Raw genomic sequence first — 15,889 nt, forward strand, 5'->3', positions numbered from 1 at the left:
GATGGCACACGCCCACCTATTCCAGCAGAGATCTACCTGATGACCAATCCTCCTACTCCAGTCCGCCCTTCCCGCGAGGAAGCCGAGGAGGCCGTCCGGGTCCTGCTGCGCTGGGCCGGTGAAGATCCGGCGCGCGAAGGACTGCTCGACACGCCTTCCCGTGTCGCCCGCTCCTACGAAGAGTTTTTCGAAGGCTATGCCGTCAATCCGGAAGAGCTTCTTCAGCGCACCTTCTCGGAAGTCGACGATTATGACGAGATCGTCCTGCTGCGTGACATCCGACTGGAAAGCCATTGCGAGCACCACATGGTGCCGATCATCGGTCGCGCCCACGTCGCCTACCTCCCCCGTAAGCGGGTTGTCGGCATTTCCAAACTCGCCCGCGTGGTGGAAGCCTATTCCCGGCGTTTCCAGATTCAGGAGCGCCTGACATCCCAGATCGCCAACACGATCGACAGTGTGCTTGAACCCTATGGCACGGCAGTCATCATTGAAGCCGGACACCAATGCATGACCACACGCGGCGTGCATCGTCCCGGCGTATCCATGGTGACCAGCCGCATGCTGGGCGTTTTCCGCGACAACTCGGATACGCGCCGGGAACTGCTGTCCATGCTGAACCGTCCCGGCATGAGTGAATTTTCTGCCTGATACACTGACCTGAGAGCATGATGTGCTTTCAGGTCACATTTTTTTAAGTCTGTCGGGCGAACGTAGCGTTCATGACGTCATCGCCCGCACCCCAACCCGACAATACAGCCTTTTTCTCCGATGCCGGCACGCAGTTGCAGCGTGAAGGACGGATTCTGGAAGCGGAAGCCGTCTACCGAAGGCGAATTGGCGAAGAGCCCCGCGATGCGCTCACTCTGAGTAATTATGGCGGATTGCTGGTCGGCATCTGCCGCTTCGAGCCTGCGCTCGAGGTTCTGAGTCGAGCCGTTGCTCTGGCTCCGCAGCTTGCCGACGCCTGGTGCAATCTGGGCAACGCTCTGCAATCACTGCAACGCTATGACGAGGCGATTGCCGCCTATTCAAAATGTCTGAACATCAGTCTGGAACACCCTCTCGCGGCGAGCAATCTGGGAGTCGCCCTGGATAGCCACCGGGGCCAGCACGAGATGGCCCAGAAGTTTCACCGGGTTGCCGTGGAGCTGGCCCCCGATAGCCCCGAAACCCACACGAACTACGCTCTCTCGCTGCTCGCTCAGGGCAACTACCCGGAGGGTTTTGCCGAGTATGAGTGGCGCTGGAAGATCAGGACAGCTCGTCACCACGGTTTTGACGCCCCTCTCTGGCGAGGGGAACGATTCGACAGCGAAAGGCTCCTGATTCACACCGAGGGTGGTTTCGGCGACGTCTTGCAATTTTCCCGTTTCATTCCGCTGATTGCCGAACGTGGCGGCACGGTTGTCGTACGTGTCAGACCCGAACTGCTAGGGCTGCTGGCCCGGTCCTTTCCGCAGGCCCGCTTTGTCAGCGAAACAGTTCCATCCCCTGCACATGACCTTCAGTGCCCTGTCCTCAGTCTGCCGCTCGCACTGAATATGACGCTTGATACCCTGCCTTCACCAGAAGGTTTTCTGAAACCCGATCCCGAAAAGGTCCGCAAATGGGCACAGCGTATCCAGCAGGACACGCCTGCCGGTCATCCTCTCAGAATCGGTCTCGTCTGGGCGGGTGCGCCGCATAGTGAAATTCGCGAAGCGGAAGTTGCTGACAGACGTCGCTCAACAACGCTCGCAGCACTGGCTCCTTTGGCTGAGAGCGCTCCGGACGTCGCCTTTTTCAGCTTGCAGGTCGGCGATCAGTCCTGTCAGGCGCGCACACCACCGGCTGGAATGAAACTCATTGATTACACTGACGAGTTGCACGATTTCGGAGACACGGCGGCGCTGATCGCCAACCTTGACCTCGTTATCGCCGTTGATACGTCCACCGCCCATGTCGCGGCCGGTATCGGCAAGCCTGTCTGGCTGTTGTCACGTTATGACCAGTGCTGGCGCTGGCTTTCCAACCGCACGGATTCTCCATGGTACAAGAGCGTGCGGATCTACCAGCAGGATAAACCGCTCGACTGGTCTGGTCCTGTGACGCGCATTGCAACGGATCTGAAGACGCTCGACCGAGAGTATCAGTCCGAGAAAGCGCCCGAAACGACCGACGCCTGACAAAGCCTCCTTCCCGGTTCAAGGCACCGGGAAGGTTCTTTCGGGTCAGATATCGAGCATTTCCACTGACTGCGACTGGGCGTGTTCCTGAATGAACGCAAAACGCAGTTCTGGCTTGCGTCCCATCAGACTTTCCACACGCTCCCGCGTCTCCAGCCTGTCGTCAGAATGGATCATCACGCGCAGCAGAGTGCGACGCTTCGGGTCCATGGTGGTCTCCTTGAGGTCTTTCGGCGGCATTTCGCCAAGACCTTTAAATCGGGAGACTTCCACTTTCGCGTTCGCCTTGAACTCCGTTTTGATCTTCCGGTCCTTGTCGGCATCATCCATCGCGTAAACCGTCTTGGCAGCATGCGTCAGACGGTAAAGCGGCGGCTGAGCCAGATACAGATGCCCGGAACGCACAAGTTCAGGCAATTCACGGTAGAAGAATGTCATCAGCAGCGAGGCGATGTGTGCGCCGTCCACGTCGGCATCGGTCATGATGATGACGCGCCCGTAGCGCAGCCGCGTCAGATCAAAGCGATCCCCGGTCCCGCAGCCCAGCGCTTCCACCAGATCACTCAGTTCCTGATTGCCACGCAGCTTTTCGCTCGTGGCACTGGCGACATTGAGAATCTTACCGCGCAGCGGCAGTACTGCCTGCGTTTCACGGTTACGCGCCTGTTTGGCCGAGCCACCAGCCGAGTCACCCTCCACAAGGAAGATTTCGGTTTCTTCGGCTTTTTCACGGGTGCAGTCCGTCAGCTTGCCGGGCAAACGCAGACGGCGTGTAGCGCTCTTACGCGGTGTATCTTTCTGCTCACGGCGACGAATACGATCTTCCGCCCGCTCGACCACGAAGGCCAGTAACGAATCAGCCTGCGTCGGATTGCCAGACAGCCAATGATCGAAACGGTCACGAAGCGCAGTCTCGACCAGCTTCGATGCCTCGGCGCTGGTCAGCTTTTCCTTGGTCTGCCCCTGAAACTGCGGATCACGGACAAAAGCGGAGAGCTGGATTGCCGTGCAGCCGAGAATGTCCTCAGCCGTGACAATGCTCGCACGCTTGTTCGACCGCTGATCGCCCCATGCACGGAAACCTTTGACCAGAGCCGCACGGCAACCGGCTTCATGCGTGCCGCCGAGTGGTGTTGGAATGGTATTGCAGAATGACACAAAGCTGGCCGTGCCGGATTCGAGGAAGGCGATCGCCCATTCGACCTTGCCACCTGATACACCGTTGGTTTCAGGAAGTTCGGCGTCACCGGACCAGATAGGAGCCAGCAGCGGCGCATTTTTACCGAGCTCATCGGCCAGACTGTCGGCCAGACCTCCCGGAAAATGCAGAACGGCTTCGGCGGGAGTTTCGTCACCAGCCCTGATCAGTGACGGATCGCAGTTCCAGCGGATCGTCACCCCACGGAACAGGAAGGCTTTCGAACGGCACAATTTATAGAGGCGAGCAGGCTGGAACGCATGGGTCCCGAAAATTTCCGGATCAGGCTGAAAGCGTATCTGCGTGCCGCGCCGGTTGGGAGCAGCGCCAACCTTTTCTATGGCTGTCTGCGGAATGCCCCGCGCATAGACCTGCCGCCACAGCGTCCTGTCGCGTGCGACCTCCACTTCCATGCAGGTCGACAGTGCATTGACCACGGATGAACCCACGCCGTGCAGACCGCCGGATGTCGCATAGGACTTGCCCGAGAATTTACCGCCAGCATGCAGCGTCGTGAGAATGACTTCGAGCGCCGAACGGTCTGGAAAACGGGGATGCGGATCGACGGGAATACCGCGTCCATTGTCCCGCACCGTCAGCCAGTTGCCGGACTCGAGCGTGACATCAATGGTCGTGGCATGGCCAGCGACCGCCTCGTCCATCGAGTTGTCGAGAATTTCAGCGGCGAGATGATGCAGCGCGCCCTCATCCGTCCCGCCGATATACATGCCGGGACGACGACGGACAGGCTCAAGCCCTTCCAGCACCTCAATGGAGCTGGCGTCATATTGCTGACCCGACGCTGACGCAGCCTGCTGCGTTTTTTGCGGCGTCGGCTGGGAGGGAGAAGAAGATCCGGTGCCTGAGAAAAGATCGCTCATGCCCGGTTCTGTCTCCCTCTACAGATGATTCGTCAAGAACTCAGATTGCAGACGTTATGCCTTGCGGGCTGTGCGACGGCGGGCGCGGCTGCGCGTCTGCGTGGTTTTCTCTACGGCAGGCGCAGCACAGGTCTCAAATGTCGCAGGCTGCGTGATGTCTTTCGCCTGCGCATATTTCGAAAGGTCGTGCTCGTCATCCAGAGCAACGACTTCATCGAACATGCCCATGCGCTGGTCACAGAATATGGTGCCGGACTGAAGACCTTTTTCGGACTGCACGTTCGCGAGCTGCGTAATGTAGTCGTCATGCTCAACCTGAGCCCGCTTTCCGTATGTCGTGCGGAAATAGGTGTTCAGGCGCTGCTCCTCAGCCAGAAGCTTGGTGCGGAACTTCTCGACAAAGCTGTTGTAGCGGTCCTGAGCCTTGCAGGAGAGGGCTGTCACCATCAGTTCGCTTTTGAGGCCCTGCACATCGAAAGCTTCGGCAGCCGGGGAACCGCTGCAACTGGCGGCAAAGGCCCCGGAACCAGCGGTAAGACCAAGGGAAACCACACTGGCGATCGCGAGACGGAACAGACCTGTGGACATGAAAAGCCTCTTTGAAAGAGATGGAATATAACGTGCTCAGACGTATGCACTGCCCGCATCCTGATGGCGAGAGGATTCTGAAACCTGTTTCTCAACCTGTCGTCTCAAAGCACGGTTTTATCGACATATTATCGTGAAAGATTTTCAGACATATCTGTCATGCGGCCATAATACCGCCGTGATTGTGGCGTTTCGACGGCATCCGTCTCCTGCATCCGTACAATCGTCCCGCGCCATGCCTTTCAACCAGCAGTCGGATGCTCTAGAGCGGGATGGATTTCATTGCGGTCGGTGGATTCGCCGCCAGTCCGCCCTGTTGTCAACAGCTATAAGCGGAGCCTTTACGTGCGTCTTAAAGTCCTAGCCGTGCCTGTGCTGGCCACCAGCTTTCTGGCCGGATGTAATCATGGTCCGCTTCAGAGCGGTCGCTATGGGTCACCTGATCCGTTCGGCTACATGAAAACATCCGCCGTCTGCCAGACCACCAAACCGACGACCGACGCCCAGGGCGATCGCGTAGCCACCATGACTGTCCGCAGCGATGACGGACGTTGCGTTCTGGCTGTCGCCCCACCTGATGGCGGCGCTTACGCGTCCTTCGGCGTCTCCCCCACGCCTGAACACGGCAAGGCGTTTCTCTATACGCTCGATGGGCAGACACAGATCGCCTACACGCCCGTCATGGCGTACGCCGGTGCTGACAAATTCTCGGTTGTGCTGATCCGTGGTCCCGGCCAGAAGCGTGACAACCTGACCGTCAATGTCACAGTCGACGCAACAGGTGTTGTCATACCGAAGCCAGCCGTCAGCGCCCCAACGCCCGAACACAAGGAAACGCGCAAGGCGACGACGACGACCAAACGCCGCACGGTGACGAAAGCGCGCAAACGCTAAGTCTGCACGTCACATGCGACAGTTCTGACGATTGTCCTGATGCACTGACTGACAGTGCATCAGGCGTTATATCGAAAAGGTGATCGGTTCCGTCAGAGGCCGACGCAGTCCAGCCGTTTCAGCCTTCCTGACAAGATCATCCAGCGTGATTTCACGCAGTCTGGCGGTAATCGCCTCATCCTCTTCACGCCAGAAAGGATCAAGAACCTTCTGGTAGAGATCTCCTGAAGAGCCGTCATCGGTCTCCGGATCTGTATTCACCACCGTAGAGACGATTTCCGAGATGGAAATATCCCTTCTCGGCCGCCCCAGCCGATAGCCTCCCCGCGGTCCCCTGACGCTCTCCAGCAGCGATGAACGGGACAGCATCTGCAGCAGGGGTTCGATGCCCCGTCGGACCAGTCCGGCCCTCTGGGCAATGTCCGCTGCATTCACGGTACCGGTCCGCCCCGCATAAAATGCAACATCCAGCATGATCATAACGCCGGTCATTGCACGGTCGCGTCGCAAAAACATTGAGCCTTCCCCAAAGCCATTCATTCCGCCGACAATTAGCCGACAATCCGCACGATGGCGACATATCCATGCCATGAAAGTGAAAAGCAATGAAAGCAACACTTATCCACATTGCTCTGTCGTGCTATTTCACCAGCCTATCCCGATTTGCGGGAAGCGATGTCTGTCCAGGACTTCAGCCAGATCGATTCTCCGTGGCGGCACGGTTCAAACCCCTGTCCTGCCGGCAGAGAGCGCCAGAAAAGAGGTTATGCAATGGTCTCCGAGACGCCAGCCGACCGTATTGATTTCAAGCTTGCCCCTCCTCGCGGACGGATTTTCGATTCCGTGGTGGATGTGGTCGGCGGCACCCCTCTGGTTGGCCTGCCTCGCATGATGGAAGAAGACAGGCTTGAGGCCCGCGTTCTCCTCAAGCTTGAGTTCTTTAACCCACTCGGATCGGTGAAAGACCGCATCGGCGCCGCCATGGTGCTGGCGGCGGAAGAACAGGGCCTCATCACTCCCGGAAAGAGTGTTCTGGTCGAACCCACATCCGGCAATACAGGCATTTCTCTGGCGTTTGTCGCTGCTTCCCGTGGGTATCGTCTGATTGTGACCATGCCGGAGGGCGCATCCATTGAACGTCGCAAAATGCTGCGGCTGATGGATGCACAGGTTGAACTCACCCCTTCCCGTCTTGGCATGGCGGGAGCCATTGCCCGGGCGCAGGAAATCCTCAAAACCACTCCTGACGCCTGGATGCCGGGCCAGTTCGACAATCCGGCCAACCCGCTCGTGCATGAGCAGACAACGGCTGAGGAAATCTGGGCCGATACAGCCGGCACAGTGGATGTCGTCGTCGCTGGCGTCGGGACGGGCGGCACGGCGTCCGGCATTGCGCACGCCCTGAAAAAGAAAAAACCGGGGCTTGAGGTTTTTGGTGTTGAACCTGCCGAAAGTGCGATTCTCAACGGAGATGAGCCGGGACCGCATGGCATTCAGGGTATCGGCCCCGGCTTCTGTCCTCGCACGCTCGATGTCGGAGCCCTTGATGGTGTTCTGACGGTCTCTGAACGGGAAGCCATCGCCGCCGCCCGACGCTGCGCCCGGCTGGATGGTATCCCCATCGGCATTTCATCGGGTGCAGCCCTGCATGCCGCAGTGACGCTGGCTCATCAGCCCGAGAACAAGGGCAAGACCATCGTGGCCATCGCCCCATCTTTCGCCGAGCGCTATCTGTCCACGTCTCTTTTCAACGGGCTGTGAATAGACAACGGGGCCTTTCGGCCCCGTTGCTCATCAGGAATAAAGCTTATACCCGCCTTTGCAGACCAGGCTTACAGAGCAGGCGTTCAGCGCAGAACGATTTCCACACGCCGGTTCTGAGGCTCTCTCACTCCCGGACCCGTCGGAACCATCGGGTGAGTCTGGCCATATCCCTGCACATCAATGATGGAACCGGCCACGCCGTCACGGATCAGTTCAGCCTTGACCGTCTCGGCGCGTTTGATGGAGAGCGCCATATTGTAACGCTCGCCACGCGGCCCCTGATGGGCTGCCGACGTATCGGTGTAACCTGAAACCTGAATGCGGGTCAGGGCCGTGTGCCCGGATGCCTGAGCGGCCACGGAGACGATGGAGCGCGCGCGGTCGCTCAGCCCCGCATCATCCCAGTCAAAGAACACGAGATAGGTTCTGGCTGCCGTCGGCATCGGGGCCGGCGCGACCTCCGCTGGCGGCGGCGGCGGCGGCGCAGGATTGAATTCGTAGCGCAGCCCCAGCATCAGGGAATGGTTGAAGTCGGTCGCTGTACTGCGGTTGTTTTCCGCCAGACCATATTCCTTGACCGTATTCCTTCCGCCAACCGTGCCAAGCGCAGTCGCATGGAAACCCTGCGGAGCCAGCATGGTCCAGAAGCGGTACTCGGCTGTCGCGGAAAGGCCCACGACCCATGGCACCGGGAAGGCAAGGCCGAAGATGCCCTGATAGGTGAAGCCACCATGAGTGCCCCGCACCTCCTCGGAGAGTGAGCGGTCAAGGCCCGTGATGCTCGTATGCATATGGGTCCAGCCGTAACCGATACCGGCGCCGAAATACGGGAACAGCCAGCTCTTACCGATATCCAGATCGAACAGGGCGTTGGCCATCAGACCGGACGTCTGGCGACGCCCATCGCCCTTTGTGGAGACGGTGGCAGAGGAAAGCCGATGGTAATCCATGTTCCGGTAATTGCCTTCGAGTTCCACCCTGAAGCCGTTACCAAGTCCGTAACCAATCGAGCCTATGCCAACAGCACCTGTTTTCCAGGTATCGCGTCCGCTCGGCATGTTGTGTGTCAGGCGAACCTGCTGATCCTGATTGAAAGTCGCACCACCCTCACCTGCAATATACAGACCCTGCACAGGCTGGGCGGAAGCGGCGGCGGACAAAGCGAGGACGACAAGCGGCGCCGACAGGATTGATCCCGTAAGAAACCCGTTACGCAGCTTCATCATGTTCTCCTCACATCTGCACCGCAATCGACCGGACACTTCGACCCGGTGCAATGTCACTGCAATATCACATGGCCTTGTTTTGCCGAAACCAGGCCTTCGCGCAACTCGCAACACCGGCCACAAGACTTTTAACTCTGAAAATTCTGCTCAGTCGTTCGGCATTTACCGCCGTTTTCTCAACATGTCTGCAAACCCGGAGAGCGCCGGAGGTTGCATGGCCCGCACGGCTTACCGTTCATCTGTGGCTCTCATGCAACGCCTTAAGGGTTAAAGCAAGACAGCCTCGAAGGGAGGTGTCAGGTCCTCGGTTTCAAATTCGAGAACCCAGAGATCAGGATCGCGCCCGACCTGTCTGTCCACATAAGCTTCCGCAGTCGCCTCATCGACCGGCTCAGCGCCGCTTCCCCTGATCCATGCCGGAGAGCCGTCTGGCGCACGAGTCTGTGCGAGCACAACAGCCTTTCTGTCACGCGACGTGAGAATGGCCAGCACGCCTCCCGCATCCTCGTCACCACGGCGACGACGAAAAGCCGGACATCCAGCGGAATTGGCCTGCCGCAACACGGCGCTCACCCATAAACCAGTTCTGAGACGGGGTTCCACGCTCATTCGGCTTCCATTCCTGCTGTGTCCGCTTCATCTGGAATCATGAAAAGAGCCGCCCTGTAGGCTGCGGGCGTTTCGAGAAGGTCACGTCCCACATCCAGATCGAGATCACCACCAAGAGCGGCCGGACAGGTTTTCCGGATTTCAAGGATCCGGGAAACAGGAACCGGGTAGCGGACACTCCGCGACTGTCCCACGGATGCGTCCTCCGGCGTATGACCGTCCCGCAGCGCCGCCATCTGCTTCTCCGTGTCGGCAGCCCCGCGGCTCGTACAAACCTGCGGCATCACCCCCAGTCCCTGAAGCGGCCAGCCAAGCGGCGCGATCACCCGGCTCCAGGTCACGAACAGTTCACCACGATCGGGCAACTGCGCGACAGTCTGCACCAGCCCCTTTCCCATTGTTGAACTTCCCACGACCACGGCCCGGTGATGATCGGCGAGCGCCGCCGCGAGAATTTCGGCGGCGCTCGCCGTACGGCCGTCCACCAGAACGACAACGGGAAGATGATTGGTCATGTCACCCCCCTGCACGGCCCAGACATGATTCGCCTGGGGATCACGACCCTTTGTGACGACAGCCACACCGTTATCCAGCAGAAGCGCAGCAGCGGTGACAGCCTGTTGCAGCACACCGCCCCTGTTGCCCCGCAGATCGATGAGGATGCCACGCAGATGACGGTCCTGTGTCGCCTGATCGAGATACTGGCTCATTTCCTCCGCAGTCTCGGAAGAAAAGGATGTGATACGGATAATCACCAGTGGTCCTGCGCTGAAGGCGAAGACCGTTTCCGGCGGTATTCTCTCCCGTCGCAGTTGCAGCGTCCGCGTCCGCTTCTGCACCGGAGAATAAAGTCGCACTGACACGTGACTGCCGGGATCACCCGCAATGAGGGCGTTCACCTGCTCGACCGACCGACCGACCACGCTGTGTCCGTCAACAGCAACAAGGCGTTCACCGACATCCACTCCGGCTGGCCAGGCGGGTCCATTGGTGTTGACGGCGCTGACAACCAGATGGCGCGACGCTGTCCTGTTTCGACCTGAGGGAGGAACAGTCTGTTCATCAATCGTGATGCCGATTCCCGCATTGCCGCCACTTCGTACCGTACGGTCGGTGTCAGCGGGTGTCGGACCGACATAGCGGGAATATGGATCGAGATGATTGAACAGTTCGTCAAAGAAGCTCTGGGTCAGTCCGTCTCCCTGCACACTCTGCAGAACCGATGAATGTTCCGTGGCGGACAGGAGGAAATCGGTCGTGAGCGCGGCCCAGTCCCGCGAACTGTTCGCGACAGGCGCAGGACGCCTCAGAACCACTGACTGTCCCTGCATGAGCTGAATTCCATCAGGAACCTCGACAACGCGCAGGGCCGGATCAAGCGCGCTGATTCCCCCCAGTCCCCAGAGACATAACTGACGTGCGTCATAGGGATGGAGAGTCCGGGGCTGCAGGAAGTCCAGAGCCGTCTGGATGACCGACCGTATGAGACTGGCGTTCAGTGGCGATGAAGTGTCCTTCTGCGCGCCCGCCTGTTCTCCGGCAGCCGCAGTCTCGCTTGGCGACGTCGCCGTCTCCTTGGCTGGCTGCTTCTGCCCGGCAACGGGAACGGCGGGAGTGTGCGCTCCATCCTTTTCCTCTTCCGGCGTTGTGGCAGCGTAGGCGCAGACTGCCGTGGTCAGCAGCCAGACAGCGACAGCCAGAGGCAGAATCACAGGACGAAACCTGCGCAGTCCCTGAGAGTCTGAGAAAGGCAGCACGGACAGACGCGGGTTTCTCATGCGGAAAACCCTGCAAACTGAAAGATGCACCGAAAGACGTCGTGTGACAGACCGGCGATTCTGACACGCACGACGGCCCCCTTTCGCAGGGAAAACATTGCCCATGCATCCGGAGAGGACGCTGCTGCGCCAGAACACGCTTCACTTCCCCCACTCGAATCCGAATGCATTTTTCGGTCTGCATTTTCCCGGAAAGGAAGCAGACCGGTTGTCTGCGTTTCCGTCAATGTGACCAGAGCGCCATCCGGGGTCGCACCAGTCACATGGCCGGACCAGATCCTCTCCTGATCCTGACATAACCAGAGCGCCAACAGACGTTGCCGCGTGACTGCGGACGCCTCGGTCGCCCGGGCCTCGGTCATGGTCAGATGCGCAGACAGAGCAAGAAGATCTCGGTCATCAGCAGGCTGCGCCTGTGCATGCGGCTCTTCCGGAACAATCGCTTCCAGAAGCATGCGGTGATTCGTCAGATCGGCATACCGACGTATCGGGCTGGTGAGATGCGCGTAGACATCCAGCTGCAGGCCCGCGTGACGCGCTGGTTCGGTGACGTAAACGGCAGGCAGACGTGGCACATCCGCCACAGCACGTGCATCGGCATGAGACCGAAAAAGCGCGGCTTTCCCCTTGTCACGCAAGACCCGTGCACCGGCATGGCAAGCTGCAATCATGAAGGACTCGACAAGATGCCTGCTTTCAAGTGGTCGGCTGTCCAAAACAGCTAAACGCCCGGTCGATCTGTCCAGTTCCACGCGAAGCAGATCCCTGTCCGCAATTCGCAGGCAACCCCGCCGTATACGTGCCGCCATCAGCGCTTCATGTGCCGCATACAGCGTATCGACCCAGCTGCGCCCCAGATCCTCATGAAGGAAAGCGTGCGAACCTTCACGCATTGCCTCAAGCTGTTCGTAAGTCAGACGCGCGCGGCTCCGTATGACGCCACGGTCGATGCGGGTGTCCGTAGGCTGCCCCTCTGCATTGAAGCGCATATCGAAGACAACGCAGAAACGGTCTTCATTAGGCCGAAGCGAACAGAGATCCTGCGACAGACGGAGGGGCAGCATCGGGACGACGCCGTCCGGGAAGTAAACGGAATGTCCGCGCCGTCGCGCTTCCATATCAAGAGCCGACCCTGGCGAAACATAGTGCGAGACATCCGCAATGGCGACGAGTAGCCGAAAGCCCTCGCCTTCGCGTTCGGCCCAGACTGCGTCATCGAAGTCGCGTGCATCCGGACCGTCGACCGTCACGAATGGAATCGAGCGAAAATCCTTACGACCGGATGGTAACCGCCCTTCTTCAGGGACGCTTAATCGCATGGCCTCGGAAAGAACGTCAGGCGGAAAGACTTCGGGAAGACCATATTCGGCGCGCCCCATATCCGCGACGGCCTGCGGATCGTCCCATCTGCCGAAACGGTGACAGATGTGACCTTCATCATCCGCCTGAATGAGATCGCCTTCTTTCAGACCGAGACGTTCATCTGCCGGAACCGGGCGGCAGCAGGCGCTTTGCGGGTCACAGGTCCTTACCTGTCCATCCTCTTGTTCGCCAAAAATACCGACAAAGCGGACAGGCGCCTGTCTTTTCAGTATCCGGGCTTCATAGCGGTTAGCGCCGACCGAACGCAGACGCGCCAGTAAGCAAGATCCAGCCACAAGCGGCGGTTCATCAACTGGAGGTTGATGCACGAACACGATTGGCTGACCATCTTTCGCCGCGGCTCTCCTGCCGAAAGGTTCCTCTGCCGCGATCCTGCCGAACGGTGCGCCATGCCGGTCATGACCGGTGATAACGATCTCCGCCAGCAGGGGCAGATCCGTCTCGCCGCGCAGCTTGCCGAGCAGGGATTCTTCCCGAAACACGCCATCAAGCGCCATCGCGTGCAGCACGGCCCGCACCTGCTTCTTATGATCGGGCGGCAGGCCCAGCCGACGAACCAACTGTCCGGCTGTCAGCGGCGCAGGTGAGTCCCGAAGGACCTGCGCCAGAACATTCCTGTCCGGCAGGCCTGCGCCAGAGGACAGGAATGATCCTGTATCAGCACTCATTCAGAGGACGTCTGATCTTTCGCGGTCGCTGCTTTCTTGCGGGTGGCAGGCTTCTTTTTTGCAGCCGTGGCCGTTTTCGCTTTCGTCGTCTTTTTTGCCGGCTTCTCGGCGTCGCCCTCTGCCTTGGCCTTACTCTTCGCTGTGGTCTTTGCTGCCGTTTTGGTCGTCTTTTTGGCGCCTGCCTTGCCTTTCGGCTTCAGAGGCTTGCCCTTCTCGGCCAGCAATTCCAGAGCGCCATCGAGCGTGACATCGTCCATGCTCTCGCCACGCGCCAGATTGGCGACGACCTGACCATGCTGGACATACGGCCCGAACCGGCCCTTGCGCACCATGACCGGCTCGCCGTCCTTGGGGTGCGGCCCGAGATTGCGGATAGAGGCGATCTTCTTGGCCAGCGCGTCCACCGCACGATTCAGCCCGACTGTCAGAACGTCATCGTCCTTGTCGAGAGAGCCATAGATCGCGCCCATCTTTACATACGGACCAAAACGACCCAGTCCGGCTTCAATCGGCTCATTGAATTCCGGGTGAATACCCACAATCCGGGGCAGGCTCAGCAGTCCGACCGCCTGATCCAGCGTCAGATTCTCCAGACTTAACCCCTTCGGCAGCGAAGCGCGTTTCGGCTTGGCCTTCTTGTCTTCCGGGTTGGGTTCACCCTGCTGGACGTAAAGACCCCACGGCCCACGCTTGACCGTGATGTCCTCGCCGGTGACAGGATGCTGGCCCAGCAGCTTCATCCCGTCTTTCAGTTCTTCGCTGCCGTCACCCTCGCCGCCTTCGACGGCCAGCTTCCGCGTGTACTGACATTCCGGATAGTTGGAGCAACCGATGAAAGCACCATAGCGCCCGAGTTTGAGCCCCAGACGGCCCGTACCGCAGGATGTGCAGACTCGCGGATCGGTTCCTTCCGCGTTCGGCGGGAAGAAATGCGAGCCGAGGTCCTGATCCAGCGCGTCGATGACCTCTGTGATGGTCAGGTCTTTTGTCTGAGCCACGGCAGCGGAGAAGGCTTCCCAGAAGGCGCTCATCACCTTGCGCCAGTCAGCGTGACCTGCCGAAATATCGTCAAGCTGCTCTTCGAGCCCCGCCGTGAACTGCGGATCGACATAGCGTTCGAAGAAGGAGACGAGGAACGCCGTAACAAGGCGTCCCCGATCTTCCGGCATGAAGCGCCGGGCTTCCAGGCGCACGTAATTACGGTCTCTCAGGACCGTCAGAATGGAGGCATAGGTGGACGGACGACCGATGCCGATCTCTTCCATCTTCTTGACCAGAGACGCTTCCGAGTAACGCGGCGGCGGCTGCGTGAAATGCTGTTCAGCCTCCACATCGCCACGCTTGAGCGGATCGCGCTCGTTCATCGGCGGCAGCATACGGCTCTCGTCGTCCGCTGCCTTGTCGCTCTCGTCCCGGCCTTCCGTATAGAGTTTCAGGAAGCCATCGAACGCGATGATCGAGCCCGTCGCACGCAGCACGGTCTTGCCGGGCTGATCGGCGACATCGACAGCAACCTGATCCAGCTCCGCAGACTGCATCTGGCTTGCGACAGCGCGCTTCCACACCAGCTCGTACAGACGCCGCTGCTCGTCACTGAGATATTTCGCGACCGAAGCCGGCGTACGGCTGACATCCGTCGGACGTACGGCTTCATGCGCTTCCTGCGCATTCTTGGCCTTGGTCGAATAGACGCGCGGCTGGGCAGGCACGTAATTCGCGCCGAAATCCTTGCCGATGTGACGACGGATGTCAGCGATTGCCTCGCCAGCCATCGTGACGCCATCGGTTCGCATATAGGTGATCAGACCGACCGTCTCACCACCCAGCTCGATGCCTTCATAAAGCTGCTGCGCTGTCCGCATGGTGTTCTGCGCGCCCATGCCGAGCTTGCGCGAGGCTTCCTGCTGGAGCGTGGACGTCGTGAACGGCGGCGGCGGGTTGCGCTTGACCTTTTTCCGTTCGACGGATTTGACCGCGAACGTACCCCCCAGCACCGCGTCCCGCGCGGCGAAAGCCTGCTCTTCATTGGCGAGATCGAACTGGTCGAGCTTCCGGCCGTCAAGATGCGTCAGACGCGTGGTAAAAGGAGCGCCTGCCGGCGTGAGGAATGTCGCGCCGACCGTCCAGTATTCACGGGGCTTGAAAACCTCGATCTCGGCTTCGCGCTCGCAGATCAGACGCAGCGCGACCGACTGCACACGACCGGCGCTCTTCGAGCCCGGCAGCTTGCGCCAGAGGACAGGCGAGAGCGTGAATCCGACAAGATAATCAAGCGCACGGCGGGCGAGGTAAGCCTCGATCAGCGGCATGTCGAGGTCACGCGGATGCGCCATCGCTTCCTTGATGGCCCCCTTGGTGATCTCGTTGAACGTCACGCGCTGCACATTCACGCCCTTGAGCGCGTTTTTCTCGGACAGCATGGCCTTGACGTGCCAGGAAATCGCCTCGCCTTCCCGATCCGGGTCAGTGGCGAGATACAGTGTCTGCGCGCCCTTCAGGGCCTTCGCGATGGCCGCGACCTGTTTCTGGCCACGCTCATCGGACTGCCATTTCATGGCGAAATGGTCATCCGGCAGAACGGACCCATCCTTGGGCGGCAGGTCACGGACGTGCCCGAACGAGGCGAGAACGGTGTAACCGTCGCCCAGATATTTATTGATCGTCTTCGCCTTGGCAGGCGACTCAACCACGACGACGTCAGTCATGCTCTCTCCGCGCCAGACCGGCAGGGA

General features: G+C 59.7%; 12 protein-coding genes. 4 read left to right on the forward strand and 8 right to left on the reverse strand.

Going from position 1 to position 15,889, the window contains the following annotated elements:
• The first annotated feature begins 39 nt into the window (after window positions 1-39).
• Together folE and GVI59_RS02345 are read left to right on the forward strand one after the other, a co-directional pair.
• Window positions 40-651 (forward strand): GTP cyclohydrolase I FolE, encoded by a 612-nt coding sequence (gene folE / locus GVI59_RS02340; RefSeq protein ID WP_173572657.1) that lies wholly within the window; start codon window positions 40-42, stop codon window positions 649-651.
• A 71-nt stretch (window positions 652-722) separates the two neighbouring features.
• Window positions 723-2,168: a tetratricopeptide repeat protein gene (locus GVI59_RS02345; RefSeq protein ID WP_173572658.1), complete on the forward strand. Its 1,446-nt coding sequence runs from the start codon at window positions 723-725 to the stop codon at window positions 2,166-2,168.
• Window positions 2,169-2,213: 45 nt separating this feature from the next.
• Here the strand turns inward: GVI59_RS02345 and parE are convergent, their stop codons facing one another.
• Window positions 2,214-4,247 (reverse strand): DNA topoisomerase IV subunit B, encoded by a 2,034-nt coding sequence (parE, locus tag GVI59_RS02350; RefSeq protein ID WP_173572659.1) that lies wholly within the window; start codon window positions 4,245-4,247, stop codon window positions 2,214-2,216.
• 54 nt (window positions 4,248-4,301) lie between these two features.
• On the reverse strand, window positions 4,302-4,835 hold the full coding sequence (locus GVI59_RS02355; RefSeq protein ID WP_173572660.1) for a hypothetical protein: 534 nt from the start codon (window positions 4,833-4,835) through the stop codon (window positions 4,302-4,304).
• Between the two features lie 345 nt (window positions 4,836-5,180).
• Here GVI59_RS02355 and GVI59_RS02360 point away from each other — a divergent pair, with 345 nt between their 5' ends.
• A complete protein-coding gene (locus GVI59_RS02360) occupies window positions 5,181-5,729 on the forward strand; it encodes a hypothetical protein (RefSeq protein ID WP_173572661.1) in 549 nt (182 codons plus the stop codon).
• Between the two features lie 66 nt (window positions 5,730-5,795).
• On the opposite strand, the gene GVI59_RS02365 is transcribed toward GVI59_RS02360, so the two are convergent.
• Window positions 5,796-6,245 carry an RrF2 family transcriptional regulator gene (locus GVI59_RS02365; protein WP_173572662.1) on the reverse strand — a complete coding sequence of 150 codons (450 nt, stop codon included), beginning with the start codon at window positions 6,243-6,245 and terminating at the stop codon, window positions 5,796-5,798.
• Between the two features lie 255 nt (window positions 6,246-6,500).
• Between GVI59_RS02365 and cysK the strand changes: the two genes are divergently transcribed.
• Complete coding sequence (gene cysK / locus GVI59_RS02370; protein WP_173572663.1) at window positions 6,501-7,490, forward strand: cysteine synthase A; 990 nt, start codon at window positions 6,501-6,503, stop codon at window positions 7,488-7,490.
• A gap of 86 nt (window positions 7,491-7,576) precedes the next feature.
• Here the strand turns inward: cysK and GVI59_RS02375 are convergent, their stop codons facing one another.
• The 5 genes from GVI59_RS02375 to topA all read right to left on the reverse strand — a co-directional run bounded on the left by GVI59_RS02375 (window position 7,577) and on the right by topA (window position 15,862).
• Window positions 7,577-8,716, reverse strand: coding sequence for an OmpA family protein (locus tag GVI59_RS02375; RefSeq protein WP_173572758.1), 1,140 nt, complete (start codon window positions 8,714-8,716; stop codon window positions 7,577-7,579).
• Between the two features lie 270 nt (window positions 8,717-8,986).
• On the reverse strand, window positions 8,987-9,328 hold the full coding sequence (locus tag GVI59_RS02380) for a DUF1491 family protein (RefSeq protein WP_173572664.1): 342 nt from the start codon (window positions 9,326-9,328) through the stop codon (window positions 8,987-8,989).
• Window positions 9,325-11,106, reverse strand: coding sequence for a S41 family peptidase (locus GVI59_RS02385; RefSeq protein ID WP_242012876.1), 1,782 nt, complete (start codon window positions 11,104-11,106; stop codon window positions 9,325-9,327). The genes GVI59_RS02380 and GVI59_RS02385 overlap by 4 nt, the downstream gene beginning before the upstream one ends.
• Window positions 11,103-13,157, reverse strand: coding sequence for an RNB domain-containing ribonuclease (locus tag GVI59_RS02390; RefSeq protein ID WP_173572665.1), 2,055 nt, complete (start codon window positions 13,155-13,157; stop codon window positions 11,103-11,105). The genes GVI59_RS02385 and GVI59_RS02390 overlap by 4 nt, the downstream gene beginning before the upstream one ends.
• Window positions 13,154-15,862 (reverse strand): type I DNA topoisomerase, encoded by a 2,709-nt coding sequence (gene topA, locus GVI59_RS02395; RefSeq protein WP_173572666.1) that lies wholly within the window; start codon window positions 15,860-15,862, stop codon window positions 13,154-13,156. The genes GVI59_RS02390 and topA overlap by 4 nt, the downstream gene beginning before the upstream one ends.
• Between the last annotated feature and the right edge of the window lie 27 nt (window positions 15,863-15,889).

The sequence above is a fragment of the Acetobacter sicerae genome (genome assembly GCF_011516765.1).
In the GTDB taxonomy this organism is placed as follows: domain Bacteria; phylum Pseudomonadota; class Alphaproteobacteria; order Acetobacterales; family Acetobacteraceae; genus Acetobacter; species Acetobacter sicerae.

Coding starts and splice junctions, on each gene's coding strand:
- folE (WP_173572657.1), top strand. CDS start 40: ATGACCAATCCTCCTACTCCAGTCCGCCCTTCCCGCGAGGAAGCCGAG.
- GVI59_RS02345 (WP_173572658.1), top strand. CDS start 723: ATGACGTCATCGCCCGCACCCCAACCCGACAATACAGCCTTTTTCTCC.
- parE (WP_173572659.1), bottom strand. CDS start 4,247: ATGAGCGATCTTTTCTCAGGCACCGGATCTTCTTCTCCCTCCCAGCCG.
- GVI59_RS02355 (WP_173572660.1), bottom strand. CDS start 4,835: ATGTCCACAGGTCTGTTCCGTCTCGCGATCGCCAGTGTGGTTTCCCTT.
- GVI59_RS02365 (WP_173572662.1), bottom strand. CDS start 6,245: ATGTTTTTGCGACGCGACCGTGCAATGACCGGCGTTATGATCATGCTG.
- cysK (WP_173572663.1), top strand. CDS start 6,501: ATGGTCTCCGAGACGCCAGCCGACCGTATTGATTTCAAGCTTGCCCCT.
- GVI59_RS02375 (WP_173572758.1), bottom strand. CDS start 8,716: ATGAAGCTGCGTAACGGGTTTCTTACGGGATCAATCCTGTCGGCGCCG.
- GVI59_RS02380 (WP_173572664.1), bottom strand. CDS start 9,328: ATGAGCGTGGAACCCCGTCTCAGAACTGGTTTATGGGTGAGCGCCGTG.
- GVI59_RS02385 (WP_242012876.1), bottom strand. CDS start 11,106: ATGAGAAACCCGCGTCTGTCCGTGCTGCCTTTCTCAGACTCTCAGGGA.
- GVI59_RS02390 (WP_173572665.1), bottom strand. CDS start 13,157: ATGAGTGCTGATACAGGATCATTCCTGTCCTCTGGCGCAGGCCTGCCG.
- topA (WP_173572666.1), bottom strand. CDS start 15,862: ATGACTGACGTCGTCGTGGTTGAGTCGCCTGCCAAGGCGAAGACGATC.